Origin of the sequence: Variovorax sp. LjRoot290, assembly GCF_964253985.1 — a bacterium.
In the GTDB taxonomy this organism is placed as follows: Bacteria; Pseudomonadota; Gammaproteobacteria; order Burkholderiales; family Burkholderiaceae_C; genus Variovorax.
Genome location: NZ_CAXURW020000001.1, coordinates 2,217,953 through 2,242,263 on the forward strand (window position 1 = coordinate 2,217,953; position 24,311 = coordinate 2,242,263).

The 24,311-nt window shown below is 68.8% G+C and carries 22 protein-coding genes; 5 read left to right on the forward strand and 17 right to left on the reverse strand.

The annotated features are described in order from the left end of the window. On the reverse strand, positions 1 to 258 hold the full coding sequence (locus ACSQ9A_RS11220) for an AbrB/MazE/SpoVT family DNA-binding domain-containing protein (protein WP_093109324.1): 258 nt from the start codon (positions 256 to 258) through the stop codon (positions 1 to 3). A gap of 29 nt (positions 259 to 287) precedes the next feature. Further along, entirely contained in the window at positions 288 to 1,763 is a 1,476-nt protein-coding gene (locus ACSQ9A_RS11225; protein ID WP_436303701.1) for a short-chain fatty acyl-CoA regulator family protein, read from the reverse strand. A 103-nt stretch (positions 1,764 to 1,866) separates the two neighbouring features. Here ACSQ9A_RS11225 and ACSQ9A_RS11230 point away from each other — a divergent pair, with 103 nt between their 5' ends. The 3 genes from ACSQ9A_RS11230 to ACSQ9A_RS11240 are packed head-to-tail and all read left to right on the forward strand — an operon-like array spanning position 1,867 to position 4,896. Further along, a complete protein-coding gene (locus tag ACSQ9A_RS11230) occupies positions 1,867 to 2,280 on the forward strand; it encodes an acyl-CoA thioesterase (RefSeq protein WP_436303702.1) in 414 nt (137 codons plus the stop codon). Next, positions 2,277 to 3,434, forward strand: a complete 1,158-nt coding sequence (gene prpC, locus ACSQ9A_RS11235; RefSeq protein ID WP_436303703.1) for a bifunctional 2-methylcitrate synthase/citrate synthase — start codon at positions 2,277 to 2,279, stop codon at positions 3,432 to 3,434. Before ACSQ9A_RS11230 ends, prpC begins: the two co-directional genes overlap by 4 nt. 10 nt (positions 3,435 to 3,444) lie before the next feature. Then, complete coding sequence (locus ACSQ9A_RS11240; protein ID WP_436303704.1) at positions 3,445 to 4,896, forward strand: bifunctional 2-methylcitrate dehydratase/aconitate hydratase; 1,452 nt, start codon at positions 3,445 to 3,447, stop codon at positions 4,894 to 4,896. Here the strand turns inward: ACSQ9A_RS11240 and ACSQ9A_RS11245 are convergent. The 3 genes from ACSQ9A_RS11245 to ACSQ9A_RS11255 all read right to left on the reverse strand — a co-directional run bounded on the left by ACSQ9A_RS11245 (position 4,884) and on the right by ACSQ9A_RS11255 (position 6,237). After that, on the reverse strand, positions 4,884 to 5,177 hold the full coding sequence (locus ACSQ9A_RS11245) for a hypothetical protein (protein WP_436292430.1): 294 nt from the start codon (positions 5,175 to 5,177) through the stop codon (positions 4,884 to 4,886). The two genes, ACSQ9A_RS11240 and ACSQ9A_RS11245, sit on opposite strands and share 13 nt — an antisense overlap. Before the next feature lie 99 nt (positions 5,178 to 5,276). Next, positions 5,277 to 5,657, reverse strand: coding sequence for a nuclear transport factor 2 family protein (locus tag ACSQ9A_RS11250; protein ID WP_436303705.1), 381 nt, complete (start codon positions 5,655 to 5,657; stop codon positions 5,277 to 5,279). Positions 5,658 to 5,706: 49 nt separating this feature from the next. Then, positions 5,707 to 6,237 carry a hypothetical protein gene (locus tag ACSQ9A_RS11255; RefSeq protein WP_436303706.1) on the reverse strand — a complete coding sequence of 177 codons (531 nt, stop codon included), beginning with the start codon at positions 6,235 to 6,237 and terminating at the stop codon, positions 5,707 to 5,709. 130 nt (positions 6,238 to 6,367) lie between these two features. On the opposite strand from ACSQ9A_RS11255, the gene ACSQ9A_RS11260 reads away from it, so the two are divergent. Then, positions 6,368 to 8,281: a winged helix-turn-helix domain-containing protein gene (locus ACSQ9A_RS11260; RefSeq protein ID WP_436303707.1), complete on the forward strand. Its 1,914-nt coding sequence runs from the start codon at positions 6,368 to 6,370 to the stop codon at positions 8,279 to 8,281. Positions 8,282 to 8,290: 9 nt separating this feature from the next. Here ACSQ9A_RS11260 and ACSQ9A_RS11265 read toward each other — a convergent pair whose 3' ends face one another. Beyond that, positions 8,291 to 8,617 (reverse strand): GYD domain-containing protein, encoded by a 327-nt coding sequence (locus ACSQ9A_RS11265; RefSeq protein ID WP_093109315.1) that lies wholly within the window; start codon positions 8,615 to 8,617, stop codon positions 8,291 to 8,293. Between the two features lie 246 nt (positions 8,618 to 8,863). On the opposite strand from ACSQ9A_RS11265, the gene ACSQ9A_RS11270 reads away from it, so the two are divergent. Then, complete coding sequence (locus ACSQ9A_RS11270; protein ID WP_436303708.1) at positions 8,864 to 10,588, forward strand: dipeptidase; 1,725 nt, start codon at positions 8,864 to 8,866, stop codon at positions 10,586 to 10,588. Between the two features lie 3 nt (positions 10,589 to 10,591). On the opposite strand, the gene ACSQ9A_RS11275 is transcribed toward ACSQ9A_RS11270, so the two are convergent. The 11 genes from ACSQ9A_RS11275 to ACSQ9A_RS11325 all read right to left on the reverse strand — a co-directional run bounded on the left by ACSQ9A_RS11275 (position 10,592) and on the right by ACSQ9A_RS11325 (position 24,290). Continuing rightward, the gene (locus tag ACSQ9A_RS11275) at positions 10,592 to 11,317 is read right to left on the reverse strand and encodes a hypothetical protein (protein ID WP_436303709.1); all 726 of its coding nucleotides are present in this window, start codon (positions 11,315 to 11,317) and stop codon (positions 10,592 to 10,594) included. Between the two features lie 85 nt (positions 11,318 to 11,402). Further along, positions 11,403 to 13,901 (reverse strand): chemotaxis protein CheW, encoded by a 2,499-nt coding sequence (locus ACSQ9A_RS11280; protein WP_436303710.1) that lies wholly within the window; start codon positions 13,899 to 13,901, stop codon positions 11,403 to 11,405. 88 nt (positions 13,902 to 13,989) lie between these two features. After that, a complete protein-coding gene (locus ACSQ9A_RS11285) occupies positions 13,990 to 14,313 on the reverse strand; it encodes a chaperone modulator CbpM (RefSeq protein ID WP_093109311.1) in 324 nt (107 codons plus the stop codon). 5 nt (positions 14,314 to 14,318) lie between these two features. Continuing rightward, positions 14,319 to 15,290, reverse strand: a complete 972-nt coding sequence (locus ACSQ9A_RS11290) for a DnaJ C-terminal domain-containing protein (protein ID WP_093109310.1) — start codon at positions 15,288 to 15,290, stop codon at positions 14,319 to 14,321. Positions 15,291 to 15,321: 31 nt separating this feature from the next. Then, positions 15,322 to 15,936 carry a histidine phosphatase family protein gene (locus ACSQ9A_RS11295; protein ID WP_436292436.1) on the reverse strand — a complete coding sequence of 205 codons (615 nt, stop codon included), beginning with the start codon at positions 15,934 to 15,936 and terminating at the stop codon, positions 15,322 to 15,324. A gap of 10 nt (positions 15,937 to 15,946) precedes the next feature. Further along, the gene (locus tag ACSQ9A_RS11300; RefSeq protein WP_436303711.1) at positions 15,947 to 18,331 is read right to left on the reverse strand and encodes a penicillin acylase family protein; all 2,385 of its coding nucleotides are present in this window, start codon (positions 18,329 to 18,331) and stop codon (positions 15,947 to 15,949) included. A gap of 102 nt (positions 18,332 to 18,433) precedes the next feature. Beyond that, positions 18,434 to 19,987, reverse strand: a complete 1,554-nt coding sequence (locus tag ACSQ9A_RS11305; RefSeq protein WP_436303712.1) for a phospholipase D family protein — start codon at positions 19,985 to 19,987, stop codon at positions 18,434 to 18,436. Then, entirely contained in the window at positions 19,987 to 20,631 is a 645-nt protein-coding gene (locus ACSQ9A_RS11310) for a CDP-alcohol phosphatidyltransferase family protein (RefSeq protein ID WP_093109306.1), read from the reverse strand. Before ACSQ9A_RS11310 ends, ACSQ9A_RS11305 begins: the two co-directional genes overlap by 1 nt. A gap of 34 nt (positions 20,632 to 20,665) precedes the next feature. Beyond that, positions 20,666 to 21,481: a glutamine amidotransferase gene (locus tag ACSQ9A_RS11315; RefSeq protein ID WP_436303713.1), complete on the reverse strand. Its 816-nt coding sequence runs from the start codon at positions 21,479 to 21,481 to the stop codon at positions 20,666 to 20,668. Between the two features lie 8 nt (positions 21,482 to 21,489). After that, positions 21,490 to 22,914, reverse strand: a complete 1,425-nt coding sequence (locus ACSQ9A_RS11320) for a GTPase/DUF3482 domain-containing protein (protein ID WP_436303715.1) — start codon at positions 22,912 to 22,914, stop codon at positions 21,490 to 21,492. Continuing rightward, positions 22,911 to 24,290 (reverse strand): DUF2868 domain-containing protein, encoded by a 1,380-nt coding sequence (locus ACSQ9A_RS11325; protein WP_436303716.1) that lies wholly within the window; start codon positions 24,288 to 24,290, stop codon positions 22,911 to 22,913. The genes ACSQ9A_RS11320 and ACSQ9A_RS11325 overlap by 4 nt, the downstream gene beginning before the upstream one ends. Positions 24,291 to 24,311 lie beyond the last annotated feature (21 nt).

Consider the following 24,311-nt stretch of genomic DNA (forward strand, 5'->3'; position numbering starts at 1 on the left):
CTACCGGCCGGGTTTGCGTTGCCGAGCCGATGCTGCTTCGCCGATGGCGTCGTTCATTGCCTTGATGCTGACGGGTTTTGCGACGCGTCCAGCAAAGCGGCCCTTGAGAGCAGAGACATCGGTCTTGAGCGGGACCAGTCTGAAGCCGTCACCCTCGGCGACAAAATCCACCTTGGCACCAGGACGCAGGCCGAGTGCAGTGCGCACGGCCTGCGGCATGGTGATCTGTCCTTTGCTGGTCATTGTGGCGACGGCCATTTCTTGAGCTCCTTACGAAGGGTAAGGAATTATATGGCTTTGCTGCGGCCAGCACCCTGTCTCGTCCCGATTGCGCCCGCTGGCCGCAGCTCCGCCACCGCATAAGGCGCGAACCGGCTCTGGTTCTCGTCGACATCGAGCGGCCGCCCGAGGAAGGGGAAGGCGCGCTGCGGGCAGGCGGCGCGTTCGCAGACTTTGCAGCCCATGCCGATGGGCGTCGGCACCTCGGGGTCGCGCAGGTCCAGGCCCTTGGAGTACACCAGCCGCGGCGCGTGGCTGATGTCGCAGCCCAGGCCGATCGAGAAGGTCTTGGTCGGCGCGCCCCAGCCGCCGTGCCCGCGCGAGACGGTGCGCGCGATCCACAGGTAAACGCGGCCGTCGGGCATGCGCGCGAGCTGCGGCAGGATGCGGCCGGGCTGCGCGAAGGCTTCGTACACGTTCCATAGCGGGCAGGTGCCGCCGGTCTTCGAGAAGTGGAAATGCGTGGCCGACTGGCGCTTGGAGATGTTGCCGGCCCGGTCGACTCGCACGAAGAAGAAGGGCACGCCGCGCGCATCGGGCCGCTGCAGCGTGCTGAGCCGGTGGCAGATGGTCTCGAAGCCGACACCGAAGCGGCGCGCAAGCAAGTCGATGTCGTAGCGCAGCGCCTCGGCCTCCGCGAGGAAGGTGCCGTAGGGCAGCAGCAGGGCGCCTGCGAAGTAGTTGGCCAGGCCGATGCGCGCCAGCTCACGCGCGGTGTCGCCGGTGAAGGCCGCCGCCTCGACGAGCTGACGCAGAACGTCGTCCATCTCCAGAAAGGCGAGCTGCGTGGCCATCTGGAAGGCGTACTGCCCGGGCTCGAGATCGGGTGAGAGCCGCAGCACGCGCGTCGCGGGGTCGTAGCGCCGCTGGTCCTCGGGCCCGAAGCTTTCCATCGGCACCACGCGCACGTCGTGTTGTTCCAGCAGGCGCCGGGCCAGACGGTCGCCGGGATTGCCTTCGCGCAGCCGCCACGCTGCGGCCAGCGTCTCGGCCGCATCGTCGAGCGGTGCGATGTGGTTCTGGTGGGCGAAGAAGAAGTCGCGCACCTCCTCGAAAGGCATGGGCCGCAACTGCGCGAGTTCGTCGCGGCCGTCGCCCAGAACGCCGGCGATCGCCTCGATGCGCTCCAGCGCCTCGCGCTGGCGGCGGTGCAGCGCGACCAGGCTGCGGCCGACCGCCGGCATCTGCGTGGCGAGTTCGCGCAGCTCGGCGAGCGACACGGCCTCGCCACCGGGGTTGTCGGCCAGCGCTTCGCGCATGCCCGCAATGAGCCGCGCTTCCTCGTCGTCCGAGAAGGCCTGCACGTCCACGCCCAGCGTGGCGCTGATGCGCAGCAGCACCGCCACCGTGAGCGGCCGCTGGTTCTGCTCGATCTGGTTCAGGTAGCTGGGCGAGAGGCCCAACTGCTGCGCCAGCGCCACCTGGCTCAGGTTGCGCTCTTCGCGCAGGCGGCGCAGGCGTACGCCCATGAAGGTCTTTTTCATCGTCCGTGGATTCGCAAACTTCGCAACTCGAGGCTGCTGCATTCGCAATCATTCGCTAATTCAGTCCTTCATTATGGGACGGATGTTGCGTAAATTGCGAAGCATGACGACCCGCAAGCGCCACGCGCAGCTCACCGAGGTGGTGTTTCCCGAACATGCCAACCACTACGGCACGCTGTTCGGCGGCAACGCGCTGCACCTGATGGCGAAGGCCGCCTTCCTGGCCGCGCGCGGCTTCGCGCGGCGCGACGTGGTTATGGCGCGCTGCAGCGATGCGCAGTTCCATGTGCCGGTGCGGCTGGGCAGCGTGCTGACGCTCAATGCGCAGGTGCTGCGCGTTGGCCGCAGCTCGCTCACGGTCCATGTCACGGGTTTCGCCGACGACCTGGCCGCAGACCAGCCCGGGGTGGCGCTCGAGGCGGTGTTCGAGATGGTGGCGGTCGACGCGGCAGGCCGGCCGTCGCCGATCGCCGAGGCCGCGCACGACCCGCTCAACGAAATGAAAGTACCCGCATGACGCAAGAAACCCTGCAGCCTGGCTTCAAGCCCAAGAAGTCCGTGGCGCTCTCGGGCGTGACCGCCGGCAACACGGCGCTGTGCACGGTGGGTCGCACCGGCAACGACCTGCACTACCGCGGCTACGACATCCTCGACATCGCCGAGGTCTGCGAATTCGAGGAGATCGCGCACCTGCTGGTGCACGGCAAGCTGCCCGCCGCCGCCGAGCTGCGCGCCTACAAGGCCAGGCTCAAGGCGCTGCGCGGCCTGCCGGCCAGCGTGAAGGAAGCGCTGGAGCACCTGCCGGCGAGCGCGCATCCGATGGACGTGATGCGCACCGGCGTCTCGGCGCTCGGCTGCGTGCTGCCCGAGAAGGACGAGCATGGCGCGCCCGGCGCGCGCGACATCGCGGATCGTCTGATGGCCTCGCTCGGCTCCGTGCTGCTCTACTGGTACCACTGGTCGACGCAGGGGCGTCGCATCGAGGTCGAGACCGACGACGACTCGATCGGCGCGCACTTCCTGCACCTGCTGCACGGCAGGGCGCCGACGGCGAGTTGGGAGCGCGCGATGCACACTTCGCTCAACCTGTATGCCGAGCACGAGTTCAACGCCTCCACCTTCACCGCGCGCGTGGTGGCCGGCACCGGCTCCGACGTGTACTCGGCCATCACCGGCGCCATCGGCGCATTGCGCGGGCCCAAGCACGGCGGCGCCAACGAAGTGGCCTTCGAAGTCCAGAAGCGCTACGACTCGCCCGACGAGGCCGAGGCCGACATCCGCCGCCGCGTCGAGGCGAAGGAGGTGGTGATCGGCTTCGGCCACCCGGTCTACACGGTGGCCGATCCGCGCAGCGAGGTCATCAAGCGGGTCGCGAAGAAGCTGTCGCAGGAGGCTGGGTCAACCAAGATGTTCGACATCGCCGAGCGGCTCGAAACGGTGATGTGGGATGCCAAGAAAATGTTCCCCAACCTCGACTGGTTCAGCGCTGTGAGCTACCACATGATGGGCGTGCCCACCGCGATGTTCACGCCGCTGTTCGTGATCGCCCGCACCAGCGGCTGGGCCGCGCACATCATCGAGCAGCGTATCGACAACAAGATCATCCGGCCGAGCGCCAACTACACCGGGCCCGAAGACCTGCGCTTCGTGCCGATCGAAGAACGCGTTTGAAGAAGGAACCATGTCCGCCCCCATCAGCAACATCCGCCCCGAACCCGACCGCGTGCTCGTCGACATCGTCGACTACGTGCTCGACTACGAAATCACCAGCGCGCTGGCTTACCAGACCGCGCGCAACTGCCTGATCGACACGCTGGGCTGCGGCCTCGAGGCGCTCGAGTACCCGGCCTGCACCAAGCTGCTCGGCCCCGTCGTGCCCGGCACGGTGGTGCCGCACGGCGCCCGGGTGCCGGGCACGCAGCATCAGCTCGATCCGGTGCAGGCGGCCTTCAACATCGGCGCCATGATCCGCTGGCTCGACTTCAACGACACTTGGCTCGCGGCTGAATGGGGCCATCCGAGTGACAACCTGGGCGGCATCCTCGCCACGGCCGACTGGCTCAGCCGCAACGCGGTGGCCGCCGGCAAGAAGCCCTTGACGATGAAGGACGTGCTCACCGCCATGATCAAGGCGCACGAGATCCAGGGCTGCATCGCGCTGGAGAACAGCTTCAACCAGGTCGGGCTCGACCACGTGGTGCTGGTCAAGGTGGCCTCGACCGCGGTGGTGGCGCAGATGCTCGGCCTTTCGCGCGACGAGATCGTCAATGCGGTGTCGCTGGCCTGGGTCGACGGCCAGTCGCTGCGCACCTACCGCCACGCGCCCAACACCGGCAGCCGCAAGAGCTGGGCCGCCGGCGACGCCACCAGCCGCGCGGTGCGCCTGGCGCTGATCGCGAAGACCGGCGAGATGGGCTACCCGAGCGTGCTGACGGCCAAGGGCTGGGGCTTCTACGACGTGCTGTTCAAGGGCCAGCCCTTCAAGTTCCAGCGGCCCTACGGCTCTTACGTGATGGAGCACGTGCTGTTCAAGATCAGCTTTCCGGCCGAGTTCCACAGCCAGACGGCGGTAGAGGCCGCGATGACCCTGCAGGCGCAGCTGAAGAAGGCCGGCAGGACGGTGGAGGAGATCGAGCGCCTGACGATCCGCACGCACGAGGCCTGCATCCGCATCATCGACAAGAAGGGACCGCTCGACAACCCGGCCGATCGCGATCACTGCATCCAGTACATGGTGGCGGTGCCGCTGATCTTCGGCCGGCTCACTGCCGGCGACTACGAAGACGCGGTGGCGGCCGATCCGCGCATCGATGCGCTGCGCGACAGGATCGCCTGCGTGGAGGACCCGCAGTTCACCCGCGACTACCACGACCCCGAGAAGCGCAGCATCGCGAACGCGCTCACGATCGAGTTCAAGGACGGCAAGACGCTGGAGGAAGTGGTGGTCGAGTACCCGATCGGCCACAAGCGCCGCCGCGCGGACGGCATCCCGTTGCTGGAAGCCAAGTTCCGTACCAACCTCGCGCGGCGCTTCCCGAAGAAGCAGCAGGACGCGATCCTCGCCGTCTCGCTGGACCAGCAGGCGCTCGAAGCGCTGCCGGTGCACGAGTACGTCGATCTCTACGTGATGTGAACGCGCTGGAGGAACAGGAATCCCGCCAGCGAGGCGGTGCCCACCGCGAACGCCAGCAGGCCGAGGCGCGTTCGCAACCCCGTGGTCTTCTGGCCGGGCTGCCTGTCAGCAAGCAGCGGCGCCCTGTTCGATATCGGCCAGCCGTTCAGGCGCGGCCCCTTGCTCCATTCCATCGCGGAGAAGCCGGTGGGCGCGAGGCCTCGCAGCGCGCTGGCGCAGCCGTCGCAGAACATCGCGCTGTTGGGGTTGGAGGTTCTGCAGACGTCGCAGACCACGGACATGGGGGAACTCCTTGAATTGAACCAAGGTTCCCCACTTTCCATAGAGACTGCCGCATGTCTGTCGGCAGCTTCCTACGCGCTGCGCAGGAATCCGGCGTTCTAGAGTTTCGACTTGACTGGCACGCGCTGCGCCGGGTCGTAGAAGAAGGTCTCCTCGGCGATGCGTTCGCCCTCCCAGCGCTGGTAGGCGAGTTCCTCCATGTGCGTGGCCGTGCCGTCCTTCCACTCGAAGTGGAAGATCCAGCGGATGACGACGCGGTCGCCGTTCACGAACACCGGGCGCACGCAGGTCGAGGAGATCGACGAGGCCTTGGCCAGCATGGCGCGTTCGCGTGCCACGGCCGCGTCGCGGCCGACGCGCGGCGCTTCCTGGTTCTCCTGCAACGAGGCATTCGGGGCGTAGAACTCCTCGACGGCTTCGGCATGTGCGTTCTCTTCGACGCGGGCGATGAAGCGTTCCAGTGTTTCGGCGCTGGGCATGTGTTTCTTCCTTTTCTGTGGCGGGTTCGATAGGACCTTCCGGCAGCGATCACCAACTCACGCGCGAACCTGCATCTGTTGCGCAGTATGACGAGATCACATTGCCCGCGGTGTCGATGATCTGACCGGCCACTGTGCCTGTGTAGCTGTTGCCATCTGCTGACAGGGTACGAACTACCTTTGCCTTTTGCGTGCCGGCGAGCGTGCCGTCGGGATTGAAGCGCATGAACACCAGTGTCAAGCTGTAGTTGTCGCCGGCCTCGCGCTTCCATGTTCCGAACGCAGAGCCCTGAGAGGTAGGAGGGCGGGAATTGTCGAACGACGCCGTGCCTGCGCTATTGAACACGGCCAATCCCTTGAAGCCGGCAAGCACCGCGCCGGTGTTGCAGTCCTTGCCGGTGGCCGTTGACTCCCACACTCCGACGATGGGGTCCGGTGCGCTGTTCGGACTGCTTTCACCGGCAGCGAAGGCGTTTCCGAAACCGCCTTCCCCACCGCCGCAGGCTTGGATCATCAACATGGTTGCAGCGACCGATACGCTCACGAGGGTGACTGTATAGAGAGCTTGAGGCTTGATCATGACTGACTCCAGGAGTTGGGGGTACTCTGATCAGCAAGGCGCTGATCAGAGGTTTTCACCATCGCGGCTTGCAGTCCGCTCGTCACGAAGCGGGCCTTGAAAGAATCCTGAAAAAGGATGAAATTCGGCCATGATTGACGAGGAGGACTACGAATTCGGCGGGTTCCTGCTGCAGCCGTCCCAGCGGCGGGTGCTGCGCAGCGACGGCACGTCCGTCGACCTCACGCCGCGCCTGTTCAGTGCACTCCTGTTCTTTGTCCAGCATCCGGGCGAGTTGCTCCACAAGGAGGCGCTGTTGCAGGCCCTCTGGCCTGGCCTGGTCGTAGAGGAGAACAACCTGAGCCAGGTAGTAGCGGGCTTGAGGCGGGCGATGGGCGACGACGCTCAAGGCGGCCGCTTCATCCAGACCGTGCCGCGACACGGATTCCGTTTTGTTGCGCCCGTTGCGAGGCGGTCCACCACACGATCCACGGCGAATGTTTCGAGTCCGGCCCCTGAGGAGGCTCCTGATTTGCCGAATGCGGCTCCCGGCCGACGTCGCCAGATCCTTCTGGCATTGGGAGCGGCTGCGGCCGCAGCATTGGGAGCTGCGGGCTGGTGGATCCGGAGTCGCCCGCCGGCTGGGCAATCAACGGCCACCCTTGCTGTACTGCCCTTCAAGCCACTGGCGACAGAAAGCCGGGACGAGCTGCTTGAAGTCGGAATGGCAGACAGTTTGATCGCCAGGCTATCCACGGTACCCGGGCTGGTTGTGCGCTCGACCGGCTCGGTGCAGCGCTACGCCGGTCCCATGCAAGACCCGGTGCGTGCCGCAAGGGAACTCGAAGTGACTTGGATCGTCGATGGATCGCTGCAGCGACGCGGCGATCTGGTGCGCGCCACGGCCCGCCTGCTGCATGCCGCCGATGGTGTCGCCGCCTGGAGCGGCGGGTTCGACGAGAAGTTCACGAGCGTATTCGACGTGCAGGATCAGATCTCGAATCTGGTGACGCAGGCATTGCTGCCCGTGCTGCGCGTGGGGCTGGGTACCCCTGCGCGGCTTGCGGACATCGGTGGCACGCGCGACATGGACGCCTACCAGCTCTATCTGGCCGCGCGATGGCGGGCGCAGGGAGGCCGGGCCGATGAAGTCGACAAGGGCGTGGCGTTGCTCAATCAGGCGCTCAGCGTCGATCCTGCATATGCGATGGCGTGGGTGGAACTGGCCCAGGTCCATCGGCGCAAGCTGTGGAATTCCGATGGTTTGGCTGCCGAGGTGTTCGAGCCGGCGAACGCTGCCTTGAAGCATGCGCTCGCGCTGGTCCCCAGTCTGGCGGAGGCTCACGCGGGTCTCGGCTTCAGCCGCTTCTGGTTCGACTTCGACTGGGTGGGCGCCGAGCATGCATTTCGTCGCGGGTTGACCATCAACCCGAACACGGCCACTGCGCACTGGGGCCTGGCACTGCTGCTCCTGAGCCAAGGCCGCCTCGCCGACGGGTTCGTCCATTTGCGGACAGCGCGATCACTCGACCCGATGTCCCCGGTCTACAACACCGTGGAAGCAAGCCTTCTGCTGGCAAACGGTCAACGAGAAGAAGCCCGAATTCGGCTGAACCGCTCGCTCGATATTTCTCCGGATCTCTGGCTTACCCATCTCGCAGCGGGCTTGATGCACATGTCCGATGCGCGACCGGAACAAGGCATTGCCTCGATCCGGCGCGCGGTGGCGCTGTCCGATGCCACCACCCGGTCCTGGTCGGTGCTGGGCGTGCAATTGGCGCGCCTTGGAGAAACCGAAGAGGCTCGATCGATCCTGAACCAGCTCTTGACCGCATCGAAGTCGCGCTATGTCACCCCGACTTCAATTGCATCGTTGCATGCGGCGCTGGGTGAAGTCGGGTCGGCTCTCACTGCACTGGAACAGGGGTTGGTGCTGCGAGACACTCGAATGGTGTTTCTGAAAGGCGATGCCCACTGGACGGGCCTGCGTTCGGAGCCACGCTTTGTGGCGCTCATGCAAGCCCTCAAGCTGGATCGCTACGGACCTGGTCTGTCGCCGATCTGACATCGACAACTACGCGCCGGGCGGCCGGTAGCCGACCGCCTGCGCACGGCCGAGGGCGTCCAGGGTCTCCTCGACGGTGAGCAGCGGCGTCGTCTCGACTTTCGACAGCGCGCCGCCTGCACCTAAGGCAATCGCGACTGCGGCCATCGAGACGTTGTCAGGCGCCTCCCAGAGGTTGTAGCCGTCGTAGGTGCCGAACGCGTACCAGAAGCCGTGCAGCTTCCCGCCGACCGACTCGATGTACTTGCGTGCAGCTTCGCGACGGTCTTCGGGTTTCTTCGTCAATCGAGCCCAGGTTTCCGGCGTGTAGCTGAAGCGCGTCAGATAGAAAGCCATGGCCACAACCCTCCTTCCAGCGTTCCGTGCCGCTCGCGATGCGCGAGCATGGAAAGTCTAGTCCCGTCGACTGGGTGACGGATAGACATTTCATTCATGTGAACCCGAGTATTCGGAGTCCGGCCGGGCGCCGACAACCACCATCCTGCGCAAAGCCTTCTGCATGGAGATGTGTTGACCACGCGGGCGGACTGCGCTTTGTAGACTCGCCGCTCCCAAGCGAATTTCCCTCCCCGGGAGTCACCCATGAAGCATCTCTCCTTGTCCATCCTGTCCCTGGGCCTGGCCCTCGCGCTCGGCCTGCCGGCGCAAGCAGACACTCTCAAGAAACCCGAGCTCGACCAGCTGGCCGCAGCCCAGCAGGCCAAGTCGTCGCCGAGCTTCCGCGCCTTCCTCGCGCAGGCCGCCAAGACCCAGCCGAAGCTCAAGGCCAGCGTCGCGGCCTACGAGAAGAAGGCGCCGCTGGCCGGCGACGACCTGGTCAACATCGCCCGCCTGCTCGGTCTCTACAACCGCCTGCACAACCAGAAGGCCGTGATCGCGAGCATGGAGACCATGGTGGCGATTCCCACCGTGCGCATCGACCGCGTGCCGCCGCACGAGAACAAGGCGATCATCGAGTTCGGCCGGCTGGTCGAGAAGATGGCGGGTGACTTCGGCCTGCAATACCGCAACGTCGACAACCGGATCTTCGAGGTCGAGCTGCCGGGCCGCGGCAAGGAGGAGTTTGGCATCCTCACCCATGCCGACGTGGTGCCCGCGGTGCTCGCGGAATGGGTGCTGGACGACGGCACCCGGCTCGACCCCTTCAAGCTCACGCGCGTGGGCGACTACCTCTACGGCCGCGGCACCATCGACGACAAGGGCTCGATCGCGGCCGTGCTCTATGCAATGAAAACGGTGAAGGAGAGCGGCCTGCCGCTGGACCGCACGATCCGCCTCATGATCGAGACCACCGAGGAAACCGGCGGCGACGCCATGAAGTACTACCGCGAGAAAACGTCGCTGCCCGAGTACAACATCGTGCTCGACAGCAAGTACCCGGCGGTGGTGGCGGAGAAGGGATCGGGCGCCCTCAAGGTGTTCTTTCCGGTCGAAGCATCGGACGGCAAGCGCACCGCCATCACCGCGATGGCCGGCGCAGCGGCCGCCAACGCGGTGCCGCAGAACGCCACCGCCACGCTCAAGGCTGGCGATCTCGCGCGGGCCGCGTCGCAGTTGGAAGGCGCGAAGGCCGCCTTCATCCAGAAGTACGAAGGCCAGGGCGGCAAGTTCGGCATCGACATCGCGAAAAGTGCCGACAGCATCGAGATCAAGGTCGTCGGCGTCTCGGCCCATGGCTCGCGGCCGGAGGAGGGCGTCAATCCCCTCCCGCGCCTTGCGCTCTTCCTGCAGGAGTCCGGCGTGGCGCTGGACGACAACCACCATGCGAAGGCCGTCAAGTACCTGAACGCGCTCTACGGCACCGACTATCTCGGCGAGAAGATGGGCGTGGGCTACAAGGACGATTTCATGGGACCGCTCACCATGTCGCCCAACCTGATCCGCGAGAAGGACGGCAAGCTCGAAGTCACGGCCAACGTGCGCATGCCGCGCGGCAACACGCCCGAGAAGCTGACTCAGGCCATCACGGCCAGGGTCAAGGGCTGGGCGGCCGAGAGCCAGGCCAAGGTCGAGATCGACTACCAGCAGGGCGACTGGATGGCGCGCGACCCCAAGGGCGCGTGGCTGTCCACGCTGCTCAACATCTTCGGCGACACCACCGGCCTCGAAGCCAAGCCGGTGTCCACGGCCGGCAGCACCACCGCCAAGCTGATGCCCAACGCGATCAACTTCGGCCCGGCCATGCCCGGCAAGAAGTACACCGCGCACAACGCCAAGGAGTTCAAGGAAGTCGCCGACCTCGACGCCGACATGCAGATGTTCACCGAGATGCTGGTGCGCATCGGCAACCTGGGGCAGATGCAGTAGGGCTCAGAAGCTCGGGTTGCGCCGTGCGATGTCGCGCCGCGTCTGCTCTCGCACCGCATTGCAATGCGGGTGGTGGTTGAACGGACTCTTGGCGCATTGCGCCGCCTCGCAACGGGCCGCGGCGATGAAGTTGAGGTGCGCGCAGCCGGGCCGCGGATCGGCGGCGCCGTTGCCGCCGTTGCCGTCGTTGCGGGCCACGATCTTTCGGGGCGGAACCGTCCGCTCGACCGGGACGGTGGGCTGGTAGGAGGCGATGGGGCGTTCCGGCTCCGAGCGCACGGGGCCCGGCTCCACGATCGTCTCGGCCGGGCCGAGCGTTTCCACGGTCCGCACCGGCACGGACGGCACCATGGGCACGCGATCGAGCGGCGCCGCCGGAGGCGCCGATGCGCGCACCGGTGCCGCGCGTGACGCTGGAGCGGCCGCCACGGCAGCGGGCGCGGGTGCCGGCGGCTTGCGCGTCACATAGGCCACCCAGCTGCCGAAGCAGGCGGTGATCACGATCGACAACACCGCAAAGCGGATCCAGAAGGCGCGCGTCTCGATCGGCAGCATGCCGGGCGTCGGGCCCGCGGCCTGCGCCGGTGCGGGCGCCGTCCGCACCGGCTTCATGCCTTCGAGCGCGGACGGCCCGGTGGCGGCAAAGCCGGGCAGCTTGGCCGCGCAGCCGCGGCAGAACATGGCATTGGCGCGGTTCTCGGTCTTGCAGGCGGCGCAGACCACGGACATGGGGAACTCCTTCGAAGCCGGAATGCTAGCGTTAACAGGCCCTAGGAGTCTGCACGACCGGCGGCCGCTGTCTGCCAGCCGCCTCCTACTTCGAAATCAGCTTGTCGACCGAGATGACGGTCAGCATGCGCTGATCCGAGGGATTGCCCCCGCGCACGACCGCGGTCGCGAGCGGATCATGCGCCGCCAGCGCGGCTGGCAGATCCTGCAGGGCCGATCGCTGCGCGTCGAACACCGTGCCGACTTCGTCGACCCGCAGCGCGAATCGCTGGCCCGAAGCCGTCTTGCACACCACGAGCAGGCGGTCGGCGCCCGAAGCCGTCGAGGGTTGGCCGCGCCGCCGTTGCAGATCGACCACGGCAAGCGCCTGGCCATCGTGCATCGCGATGCCTGTCGTGCCGGCGGCAACGCCGCTCACCGATGCGACCTGCGGCACCACCACGGCCTCGATCACCTGTGAGGCCGGAAGCCCCAGCCATTGGTCGCCGACGAGCGCGCTGGCGATGGCGACGCGGTCCGTGCCGGGGAGTGAACCCGCCGGCGGATCGAAGGGTTCCAACGCTGCCGCGCCATCCTGGGCCGCACGTTCGCAGAGGGCAATGAGGATCACGCAAGCCACGTCGTCCGGTCCGCAGGTGCCCCCACTCTCGTATTCGCGGTAGCCGCAGGACATGGTGATGCCGGCGGCATACAGCATGCCATCGATCTCGAGCACCGTGCCGCTGGAGGCGCCGCGCGCAAGTTGCGCGAGGCGGTCCGCGAAGGGGGCCGTGGTGCCGGTTTTCCAGGCTCCGCCGGTGCTGGCCACCACGGCTCCGCCGCGTGCGACGAAGAGGCCCAGTGCCTGCGGCATCGGCCGGCCTTCGGCGTCCACCGGCAGGGCGTCGCGCAGCATGGCCTGCATCTGCGGCTCGCTGTCGAACACGATGGCGACGCAGCCGGCGTTGCCGCCGGCGCCCTGCACCGGCGCCGCGAACACGTAGGTGTGCCGGTCGCCGTAGAGCGGCGAGGCGGCGAAGCTCGAGCGCACGAAGGCCTGTTCGTCGCGCAAGGCCAGCGCGGCCGGAAGCCATGCGGCCACGAGCGGCGCAGTGGCGGGCGTGCCGTTGGAGGCCGCCAGCACATGCCCTTGCGGGTCAAGCAGCAGCAACTGGGAATAGACCGTGTACAAGCCGTTGATGCGGCCCAGCACCGCCGTCGCTTCGCTGCAGGCCCGCGCGTCGCGCTCGCGGGCGGCGCGCTGCAAGTTGCTGTCCAGGGCCCACCAGCGGCAGTCGTTGGCCCGCTCGTAGAAGCTGCGGTCCATGATGTCGATGCCGAGCGCCGAGCAGGCACGCACCTCTTCGAGCACCGAGGCCACGGCCGACTGCTGCAGGTCGCCGATCGCGTGCTCGAACACCGCGCTGATGCGCTGGCCGGTGCGCGTCACGCGCTCCAGCAGCGCGCCAGCGAAGTGCGCATTGGGGGCATGGCCGTCCTGCTCGTGGCGGATTCGCACCTGGCCGTTCCACACCAGGCGTTCGAGCCCGCGCTGGATGCTCTTGGCGTGCGCCGGAATGGCCTGCAGCTCCTCGCCGAACAGGCGGCTGGCCGCCACGACGCGGCTCGACAGCGCCGCATCGCTCGTGCTGCCTGCGATGTCGGCGCGAAAGGCCAGATCCACGGGCACCAGGACGCAGCCATCCCAGCCGGGGCCCCGATAACCCTGGTAGCCCGCTGCCGGCGTTTGCGCCGCCAGGTAATCGCGGCCCCCGAAGCGCAGGCCATGGCCCAGCGCATTGGCACGGGGAAGGACGGCGCCGACCGGGACCTGTTGCGGGTCGGAGCTGGCGATCACCGTGCGGCCAGCGTCCAGCAGAAGCACGACCGAGGCGTCGTCGCGCGAGGCCAGCGCGGCGAAGATCGCGCGCATCTCGTCGTCGAAGCGGAACGACAGGCACAGGGCGCCGATCACGGCGCCGGCATCGCTCTCCCGTACCGGCGCACCGTAGAGCAGGCCGCGCCGGCCGCCGAGCAGTTCGAAGCGTCCGAACGATTCGACGAAGGGGGCGCCCGAGTGCAGCACGGCCTGCATGAGCTCGCCGTCGGCAGCCGTAGCGGCAACGCTCTCGTCCAGGCGAGCGAGCACCGCGCCATCCGTGCCTAGAAGGATCACGTCGTCATAGACGCTGTACTTGGTCGCGTAGGCGCGCAGCCGTTGGCGCACCTGGGCGCCTCCGGCGATGGCATCGCGCAGCGCCGAGTCGGTTGCGAGGAAGCCGATGTCGGCCGTGCGCTCATAGAGGTTGCGCACCAGGATGTCGATGCCGGTCTGGGCCTTGGCCCGCGCGGTGCGCAGCGCGTCCTGCAGCAGCCTGCGCGCCAGCGAATCGAGCAGCACGCCGGTGAGTTCGTGGAAGCGGGCGCCCGTGGATGCGATGTCGGTGCCGCTGTCGCTCATCTGCCCGAGCAGCGCCAGCTGGTCCCAGATGTCCGCAAGGCGCTGCAGGGACTCGCGATGGTCGTTCACCAGCTCCATGCGCGACACCAGTGGCGCCACGGCAGCGTCGAAGCGCACTCCTTTGACAACGGATGTCTTTTGCATGGTGTGATGTTTCGAACCGCGCGGCAACGCGGGCGAATGGTATGTGAAATAACGATTTTGCGGCGACATGCGCCGCCCTGCAAAACGCTCAGGCTTCGCGTTCGAGTCCCCGGGCGCGCAGCACCGCCTTCAGCCGGCGCACCTCGTGCTCCAGGTCGAGGATCAGCGCCGCGGCGTCGAGCCCGACACCGAAGTCGCGCTCGAGCCGGCGCGCGGCCAGCGCGCATTGCAGGTCGGCGCTGTGGAAGCACCAGTCCTCCGGGCGCTCGGCCGGCGTGCGCACCTCGACGATGCCGACCTCGACCAGTTGAACGACCCACTCGATCTCGGCGCCGCAGGCATGCGCCAGTTCGTGCGCGGGGAGCGGGTGCGAACTGCTCAGTATCGTGGCAGTGAAGGAATGGGTAGCCATGTTCGTCACACTCCGAGATGGCGGCGCGGGTCGAAGGGCGCGGCCTGCGCCAGTTGCTCGTAAGCCTTGCGCGCGGCCTCGGTGTCGGCCGGCGGCAGCGCGATCTCCAGCAGCAGGTAGAGGTGGCCCGGCGGCTTGCCCGGCAGGCCGCGTTCCTTGAGCCGCAGCTTGAGGCCGTTGCGCGCGCCGCGCGGCACGGTCACCTCGACCACGCCGCCGGCGGGCGTCGGCACTTTCACCTGGGCGCCGAGCGCGGCTTCGGTCGGCGTCACGGGCAGCGTCATGTAGAGGTCGCGGTCCTCGATGCGGTAGAGCTTGTGGGGCGCGATGCGCACCTCGAAGTAGAGGTCGCCGGCCGGCTCGCCGCCATGGCCCGGCATGCCCTGGCCGGCGAGCCGGATGTACTGGCCCGGATGAACGCCGGCGGGAATCTTCACGCTGAGCGTGCGCGTCTTCCATTCGGGCCGGCCCCGGGCGTCGATCTCCTGCGAGCGCAGCGTGATCTCGCGCTCGGCGCCGTGCAGCGCGTCTTCGAGCGAGATCTCGATGGCCGCGTGGTGGTCCTCGCCGCGTGCGCGGTAGTGGCGGCGCTCGGCGCTGCGCCGTTCGGCCGCACCGAAGAGCGAAGAGAAGAACTCGCTGAACTCGGCATGGTCGGCCGGGCCCTGGCCCGGGCCGCGATGGAATTCGAAACCCTCGTCCCAGCCCGGCGGCGGCTGGAAGCCCTCGCCGGGGCGGCCGCCGGCGTAGCGGCCCTGCGCGACCTGGTCGGCCAGCGCGTCGTAGGCGGCGCGCTTTTCCTTGTCGCGCAGCACGTCGTTGGCCTCGTTGATCTCGCGCATGCGCCGCTCGGTGTCGGGTTCCTTGCTGACGTCGGGGTGGTACTTGCGCGCGAGCTTGCGGTAGGCCTTGCGGACCTCGTCGTCCGACGCGCCGCGTTCGATGCCCAGTGCCTGGTAGTAGTCCTTGAATTCCATGGTGGTGGGTGGAGGATGCGTGGTGCGGCCTTTAGGCCACCGCCGCTCCGCCATCCACATGTTGCAGGAGGGGCTTCACCCGCCATGTAGGACCGTTTCGCTCGAAACGCAAGGGTTGGGCATTGCCCATCACGCCGAGGTCGATAGCCACGCCGAGCAGCGCCGCCAGCACGTGCAGCGAGCCGCCATGCGCCACCACCAGCACCGGTGCCGGATGGGCCAGCGCGACTTCGAGCGCGGCCCGTTTGCGGGCGATGAACTGGGCCAGCGTCTCGCCGCCCTCGGGTTCGCAGGCCCAGTCCAGGTTGGCGGAGGAGGTGCCGATCAGCGCGCCGAAATTGCGCTCGCGCAGGCTTTCGAGCACCAGCGGCGCGATGCGCAGGCCGGCCGCGACCGTGTGGGCGGTGTCGAAGGCGCGCTTCGCATCGCTGCACACCACGCTCCTGATCGGTTCGCCGGCCAGCAGTTCGGCCGCGCGCGTGGCCTGCTGCAGGCCGAGCACGCTCAGCGGCGTGTTGACCGCCTGGAAGATCCGCCGCGCGTTGCCTTCGGTCTGCCCGTGACGCAGGAAGTAGAAGTGATCGCAGGCCGGCGCCAGCGGCACTGCGGCGGCCAGTTGCACCAGTTGATCCAGACCGTCGTTCATCGAGTTTCTTTCAATAGGCGAGTCGGAGGGGGGCGCCCACGCGCTGCGCCTCGATGTCGGCGCGGTGGAAGGGCAGCGGATGCCATTGCTTGGCGGCGAACAGCGGCAACTGGTCGTAGGCGCGCGACGATGCGGGGTCGCTGCTCTGGCCGTAGGTCAGTATGGCCTGTGCCACCGGCCCGCGCTGGTCGAAGCCCACCACCTGCATGTAGCTGCTGCCGTAGTTGATGTTGTAGCCCTTGGGATCGATCAGCGACTGGCCCTGGCTCTCCACCTTGTTGAGCACGCCCTCGAACTCGTCGCCGCCGTGGATCGCGACCTTCTGGCCGCGCACCGTGCGGGTCTGCACTTCGGCCAGCGGCACGTCGGCCGCGAAGCCGGCGGTGCGCACGATGGCGACCGCGTCGCCCAGCGCCTTGAAGACGGCCTCGCGCGTGGCCGGCGTGGCCATGTCGAGGCCGGCCGGTGTCGCGACCGGACGGGTCGGGTCGAAGGGCACGCGCCAGACCTTCGGCACGTCCTTGGCCTTGCGCCAGAACTCGCGGAACAGCGGCGCGCCCTTCGATGCGCCGTTGCTGGTGCGGTCCCAGGCGGCGAGCACGCGGCAGCCGAGCGCCTGGTCCGGCGTGAGCGCCGAGGCGCCGGCGTTGCAGGCCGCCACCAGGTCATCGGCGACCAGCATGCCGGCCAGGTTGCGGTCGCGGAAGATCACGCTCCGCAGCTCGGCCGCGCCCATCTTGTCGCCCCGCAGGCCGTCGTTGCCGGCCAGCCGGGCTTCGATTTCCATGATCCCGCTGCGCGTGCGCAGCCGCTGCGGCGTGCCGGTGAAGCCAACCAGCGGCGAGATGCCGGCGGGCGCTTCGATGTGCGGGTTGCTGAGCCAGAAGCTGTCGTTGCTGTTCTGCACCCAGTCCGGCGTCACGACGACCGGCATGCGCGCCGGAGCGGTCACGCCGGGCATCGCGGCTGCGGCGTCGCGGTTCCAGGCGCAGGCCGAGCGCGAGCCGTCGAGCACCGGCAGGCCGGCGGCGTTGAGCAGCGCGGCGGCACGGGGTGAGGGCGCGCAGGCCTTCAGCATTTCGGCCGACACGTCGGGCACCACCGAGAGATCGGCGTACATCGCATTGCCCTCGCGGTCGGCCGCGATGGTGTTGATCCACGGCATGCCCTGGTTGCCCATCGCGGCGCGCAGTTCGCCGACGTTGCGCGCCAGCGCCATCTGCATCCAGCTCTGGGCCGAGCGCACGTTCTGCGTGTTGGCGTCGCGGATCGCGTAGGCGGTGGTGGCGGTCCAGCCGAGGCCGGCGCGCGGCAGCGAGACGACCGGGCCCCATTCGGTGCCGTAGAAAGTCTTCGGCGGTGCCGGGCCGCCCACGGCGGGCAGGCTGACGTTCCTGGTCGTCATCTTCTCGCGCTGGCCGTCGACGATGTAGACCGTGGGGTCGGCCGGGTCGAGCTTGAGTTCATACAGCGTGAAGCGCTTGCCGGTGGAGACCGTGTGCGTCCAGGCCACGTCCTTGTTGAAGCCGATCGCGACCACCGGGCTCAGTCCGCCGGTGGCGCCCATCACGTCGAGCTGGCCGGGGATGGTGAGGTGCATCTCCCAGAAGCGGTTGGTGCCGGCCCACGGGAAATGCGGATTGCCCAGCACCAGGCCGCGGCCGTCGGGCGTGGCGTTGCGGCCGAAGGCCCAGCCGTTGGAGCCGAGCTCGCCGCCCTCGGGGTTCGCATTGAAGCTGTGGCGGCCGATCTCCGCGACCGCCTGCTGCAACGCGACCGGCTCTGCGGCGTTCCGCGTTCCCGGCGCGGGCGGCGCTGCCGCGAGCACCGCGCCGGCCAGCGCGCCGATGCCGCCCTGGATCATCGACATCTCGGTGGTGCGCGACAGGTCGGCCAGCGACATCGGCCGTACCCAGGGCTTGTTGCGGCAGGCTTCGGGCAGGCCGTTCGGGCCCGCATCCTGCAGGTAGCGGTTGTAGCCGGCCACGTAGCCGCGCAGCGAGGCCTTGACGTCCTCGTTGTTGGCGGCGGCGGCACGCGCCAGCGCGGCGTCGTCCATGTGGGCGCGCACGAACAGGTCGATCTGCGTGTTCGGCAGCCGGCCCAGGCCGAGTTCGCCGGTGGCCTGCGCGCCCAGGAACTGCGCGCGCTCGCCGCGCACGGTGAGCAGATGCTCGGCGGTCTGGCACACGTTGTCCTGCGCATGCGCGTAGGCCACGCCGTAGGCGATGCCTTCGTAGTCCGGCGCAGTGATGTGCGCGATGCCGTAGGTGGTGCGTTCGATCGTCACGCTGCGCGAGCCCGGCGCAGGGTTGCTCGCGCAAGCCGCGAGCAAGGCGGCGAAGGCCAGGGCGATCGCGCTCGGTGCAAACCGGGAAGATGTCGTGATTGTCATGGTCGAGGCCTTGCAGTGAAAACGAAGCTGTCGATTACAGGTTGCCGCTTGCAGGTGACGATTGCGTGATAACCCGGGTGAGCTGTCGCCGACGAGCCAGCGCTACAGCAGCCACTCGATCGGCAGGATCGAGAGGAAGTCGATCCACAGGCGCCGCATGGCGCCGGCGCCCGGCTCCGTCGTGTAGCGGGTTTCGCCCGCCGGGCCGCGGTCGATCCACTCCATGCCGCGTCCGTCGGCCGGCAGGCGCACCTCGTAGGCGAGCGTCGGAACGACATTGTCGATCTCAACGGCCAGCCGCTCGGCGAGCACGGGGCTGTCGATCACGACGCCCATCTCGGTATTGAGGTGCACCGAGCGCGGATCCAGATTGAGCGAGCCGACGAAGATGCGGCTGCGGTCCACCGCGAATGTCTTGGCATGCAGGCTCGCGGCCGAACTTCCGCCTGGGTTCTGGCGCTTCTCCTCCTCCGGACGCGGCGGCGCAGCGGCGCTCGGCTTGAGCTCGTAGAGCACGGCACCGCCGACGAGCAGCTCTTTGCGGTAGCGGGCGTAGCCTGCATGGACCGCGCCCACGTCGGTCGCGGCCAACGAGTTGGTCAGGATGCGCACCTTCACGCCCCGTGCGGCGAGCGCGGCCAGCTCGCGCGTGCCGCCGGCGCCGGGCACGAAGTAGGGCGACACCAGGTCGAGCTCGCGCTTCGGCTCACCCATGGCCTCCTTGAGCAGGGGGAACATGAGCTGCTCTTCCTGCCCCGCCGCCGACTGCACCTTGGCGGGCACATCGCTCACCACGCGCGCATCGGCCCACTCGAAGGGCAGGCGGCGCTCGGCCACCTCGCGCATCAGCGGCGTCTGGCGCACGGCTTCGAGGTAACGCTGCGTCTCGGCTTGCTGCCGCAGCTGCGCCCACTGCTCGCGCAGCCGCGCTGCGGCATCCGCAGGCGCCGACGGCAGCAGGCTCGCGACCGGATAAGCAGCCTCGCTGTTCCAGTACAGGTCGAACTCGCGCGAGACCTCGCGCACCACCGGCCCGATCGCGATCACGTCCAGGTCCTGAAAGCCGAGCTGCAGATCGGCGCCGTAGTACTCGTCGCCCACGTTGCGCCCGCCGACGATCGCGACCTGGTTGTCCGCCGTGAAGGACTTGTTGTGCATGCGGCGGTTGACGCGCGAGAAGTCAAGCGCGAAGTCGCCGACCCGGAAGCCGCGATTCGCGAAGGGATTGAAGAGCCGGACCTCGATGTTCGGATGCGCATCGAGCGCGGCGAGGGTGGCGTCGAGTCCGCTGGTGTTGTTGTCGTCGAGCAAGAGGCGCACGCGAACGCCGCGCTCGGCCGCCTTGCACGCGGCCTCGAACAGCAGCTGGCCGGTGGTGTCGCCGCGCCAGATGTAGTACTGCAGATCGAGGCTGCGCTCCGCGGCCTGGGCCAGCACCACGCGGGCCGCGAAAGCTTCCTGCGCGGCGACCAGCGGCAGGATGCCCGACTTGCCCGCATGCGTCGCCAGCTCCGGCGCGAGCGCCTGGCCGAGGCGGGTGCCGGCGGTGTCGGCGAGTGCCACCGACTCGCTGCGCTCGACACGGTCGGGCAGGCTGGCGCAGCCCGAGAGAGCCAGTCCCAGCGCGACGCAAGCGACAACGCGGGCGGCGCGCATCACAGCTTGGGAATGCGCAGCGTCTTGCTGATCATCAACGTGCCCGAGAGCGCGAACAGCAGCGTCAGCGGATGCAGGGCCCAGGGGCCGAGCATCCACACGCCGCCCCAGACCGCGTCGCCGATGCGGCCCTGCCAGGCGGCCCAGGCGAGCACGCCCACCAGCACCACGCTGGTCGGGATCGGCGTGCCCTCGAAGTACTTGACCTTGTCGGCGCCGGCCGAGAGCGCTTCGGCCGTGACGTTGTAGCGCGCCAGGCGGCTCACGCCGCAGCCGACGAAATAGATCAGGATCACGCAATCCCAGCCGCCGTCGAGCCCGGCGGCGAAGGCCAGCGCGGCGGGCGCCACGCCGAAGGAGATCACGTCGGCCAGCGAGTCGAGCTCGCGGCCGAGCGCCGATTGGGTTTGCCGCCAGCGCGCGATGCGGCCGTCGAAGACGTCGAACACGAAGGCGGCGGGCGCCAGCGCCGCGGCCCAGAGGAACTGCGCGAGCGACTGGCTCGCCACATAGGCCATCGAAAGGAACACGACGCCGACGCCGCAGGCCGCGTTGCCGAGCGTGAACACGTCGGCCAGGTGGAAGCCGCGGATCATCGAGAAATGCTTGCGGGCCCGTGCGACGACGGGTGGGGTGGTGGCCATGGCTGTTCTTTCGAAGGGAAAGCTGCGCTGCACCTTAGCGCAACTGCGGGGGGCTTTCTGTAGTCGCAATCCGATGCCGGGCCCCGCGTTCAGCCGGGCCGGGCGTGCGCACTCCGGCGTCATGTTCTTCCGCGATGTGGGCGAAGCGGCCGAGCAGTTGCGACGCCGTCGCGGTGCCGGCGACGCGCTCGCGCAGCGCGGCCGGGTCGATGCCATTTGCCTGCAGCTCGCCGGCCATGCAGTCGATGTAGCCGCGCATGACCTCGGCATCGAATTCGGGATGGAACTGCACGCCCCAGGCGCGCAGCCTGACGCGGAAGGCCTGGTGAGGTTCGAAGGCGTTGCCTGCGAGCAGCACGGCGCCTTCGGGCAGCCGCAGCGCGCGTTGCCAATGCACCTCCTGCGCGTCGAAGCGCGCGGGCAGCCCCTGCAGCAACGGGTCGTCCTTTGCCGCGTCGGCCAGCGCGATCTCGACGGTGCCGATTTCCAGGCCGCCCGGGTGATTGCCGGCCTCGCCGCCCAGCGCATGCGCCAGCAACTGGTGGCCGAAACAGATGCCCAGGACCGGCGTGCCGTGGGCGACCAGTTGCGCCATCCAGGCGCCGGTGGCTTCGCTCCAGGGCTCGCGGTGCGAGACCATCGCATGCGAGCCGGTCACGATCGCGCCCGAGATCTGTTCGGGCGGCGGCAGCGTGTCGCCGCGGCGCGGATCGAGCACCATGATCGGCAGCCGGGTGGCGCCGAGGCCGGCCGCCACCCAGTGCTCGAAGTCGCCACGGGCTTCGCGCAGCGCGTCGAAGGTCTCGCCGAGCTTGATGATCGCGAGGGGTCGGGGGCAGGTGTCTTCCATCTCCCGGATCATGCCGCAGTCTCGAGCGCTTCGATGGCGGCCGCGGCGCGCTCGGCCACCCGCGCCACCACGTCCTGGCGCTGCGGCGCCTCGCGCCAGCGCAGGCGGGCGCTGCTTTCCCAGTCGGGGTGGCTGCGTGCCGGCTGCGCGGCGCGCACGAGCTCGGCCAGGGGGCGCTGGGCGGCTTCGGTACTGCTCGCGGCCGCGCCGGCGGCGATGCGGTCGACGGCCGCATGGCCGCGCTGCTCCAACGCGCGCAAAAGCTTGAGCTGCCAGCTTGCGATCACGAACAGCACGCGGTCTTCCACCGTGAGCTCGTGCACGTCGCGCAGCTTGTTGGCGAGCTTGCGGCCCAGCGGCCCCAGGCCTTGCGAGACCGCGCCGCCGATGGCGCCGCCGAGCGCTGCGCCCGCACCCAGCGAGAGGCCATGGAGCGCCAGGTCGGCCACCACGCCGACGGCGGCACCAACGGCCACGCCTTTGCCGAGCAGGACGCTGGCGTCCTTCAGCGCCTCGGGGTGGAAGAAGTCCATGGTCCAGCGGCCTTCGACCATCGGCAGCGGCGCCTCGTCGGCATCGCCCTCGCGGAAACCGTAGAGCGCGAGCAGGTCGTCCGCACATCGCTGCGCCTTGTCGAACACGTCTTTCTGCAGCGCGGCGATCAGGCGCTGGCGGCTGCTTTCGACGGCGAATTCGACGGCCGATACGCTGCGGCGCATCGCGGCCGCATCGACCAGCAGCTCGGCGACGCGCGTCGTCGCCGCCCGACGCCGCTGGGCGAACTCGGCTTCGAGATAAGCGGCCACGCCGTCGAGCTGTGCGCGCCGGTCGCGCAAGAGCGTCGCGAGGTCGCGGTAGAGCTCGCGCTCGGCGCCGACGAAGGGCGCGGCTGCATCGAAGCGCACCACCACGTGCAGGCCGTAGGCCGAGAGCAGTTCTTTCCAGGCGGCCTCGCGAGTCGCCGCATCGCGCACGAAGTTGAGCACCGGCAGCACCGGCCGCGCGCAAGCGTTGAGGAGCTCGATCTCGGCGCGGAACTTGGGCAGCACCGGCTCGCGCGCATCGATCACCAAAAAGGCGGCATCGACCTCCAGCAGTGCCCGCAGCACCTTGGCCTCCTGCTCGAAGACGCCGTGCGCCTCGGGACCGTGGAGGAAGCGGCGCACGCGCTCGGGTGGCGTGAGGTCCTTGTCGTCGAAGGCGGCCAGATGTTCGCGCAGCGCGACCGCGTCTTCCAGGCCCGGCGTGTCGAGAAAGCGCACCGCGGCGCGGCCGCTCACCTGAAGCTCGACGGCTTCGACATGGCGCGTGGTGCCGGGCTGCTGCGACACCTCGCCGAAGTTCACGCGCCGCGTCAGCGTGCGCAGCAGCGAGGTCTTGCCTGCGTTGGTATGGCCGACGACGGCGATGCGGATGGGCTCCGTCGTCGTCATGCCCATCCGCGCAACGCGGCCTCCGGTGCGTCGCTGGCGACGATGCCTTCCAGGCCGGCATCGGCCAGCCAGGCATGCCAGCGCTGACGCGTCGCTTGCGCATCGCCGCCGAGCAGCCACAGCCGGCACTCGCTGCTGAGCGAGGCCACCTCGCGCAGGAAGCGCTCGGTGCCGCGGTCCGGGCTGGAAGCCGCGTTGCAGCCGACCAGCACGCGCCGCGGCCGCAGCCGGGCCAGTGTGTCGAGCAGTTCGCGCCGCGCGCTCGCGCTGCCGTCGATGCGCAACACTTGCGCGCCCGCCGCAGCGAGCGCGGCCGGCGGCCAGGGCAGCTCGTCCGGCAGTTCGAAGCCGATGGCCATCAGCGTGTCGGCGGTCTCGCCCGCGGCCAGGCCGGTAGCAGCGCCATGCGGCAGGCGGCCAGGATCGGCATCCACGATCTGCCGCGGCGCCATCGCTTCGAAGCGCGCCAGCAGCCGGCGGTAGTAGGGCTGCGAAAGATCGGGCGCAAGCGCCTTCTTGCGCGCCTGCCAGACCAGCGCGCAGAGCAGCGCGAAGAAAAGGCGCGGTAGCAGCCCGTAGACCACGATGCAGCCGGTGAGCCACAGCGCCCAGGCGCGCTGGCCGGCCGCGGCGGCGAGCGGCGAAAGCACGGTCTGCGCGTCCGGCACCGGAAAGCCCAGCCAGGCCGGCGCCGCCCCGAGCAGCTGCACGCCGCGCACGAAGAAGGCCGGGTCGAGGATGGTCGTCTCCCAGCTCAGCGTGTAGTTGCGGAAGGCCAGCGCGAAGAGCAGGACGGCGAGCATCACCGCGAAGGAGAGCGACCAGATCGCGTGGCTCGCGAAGCCCAGCGCCCAGGGCAGGAGGCGCGCGCGCGCCAGGAGGCGCGTGGCCGCGCGCAGCAGGATCGGCGTTTGGCCGCGCTTGCCGCCGGCCACGCGGGCCGTGAGCGCCAGCCACAGCCAGCCGAAGGAGGCGTTGAAAGAGCCCAGCGGCACCAACAATCCGAAGAGCCACAGCAGCAGGGTCAAGAGGTGCAGGCCCAGCAGGCTGGCGAGCGCCACCACCACGTTGATGCTGCGCGCGCTGCCGCCGACCACGCTGCCGGCGAGCGTGAGGCCGCCCGCGACGATCAGCGCCACCAGCGCCAGCAGCACCCAGGGGGCCCAGGCGCGGGCGCGTTCCAGTTCGTTCAGCAGGCCGATGCGCTGCCCGAGGAGGCGTGCGCGTTCGATGATCCGGCCACAGCCGTCGGAGCGTAGCGCCATGGCCTCGCGCACTGCCTGCGCGTCGTCGAGCGGGCCCGCCTCTTCGACCAGTTGCAAGGCCTCGGCGATCGTCGCATCCTGGAAATCAAAGCGCTGCGCTGCGGGGTTCAACGGCTTCCTTCAAAGAGAGCG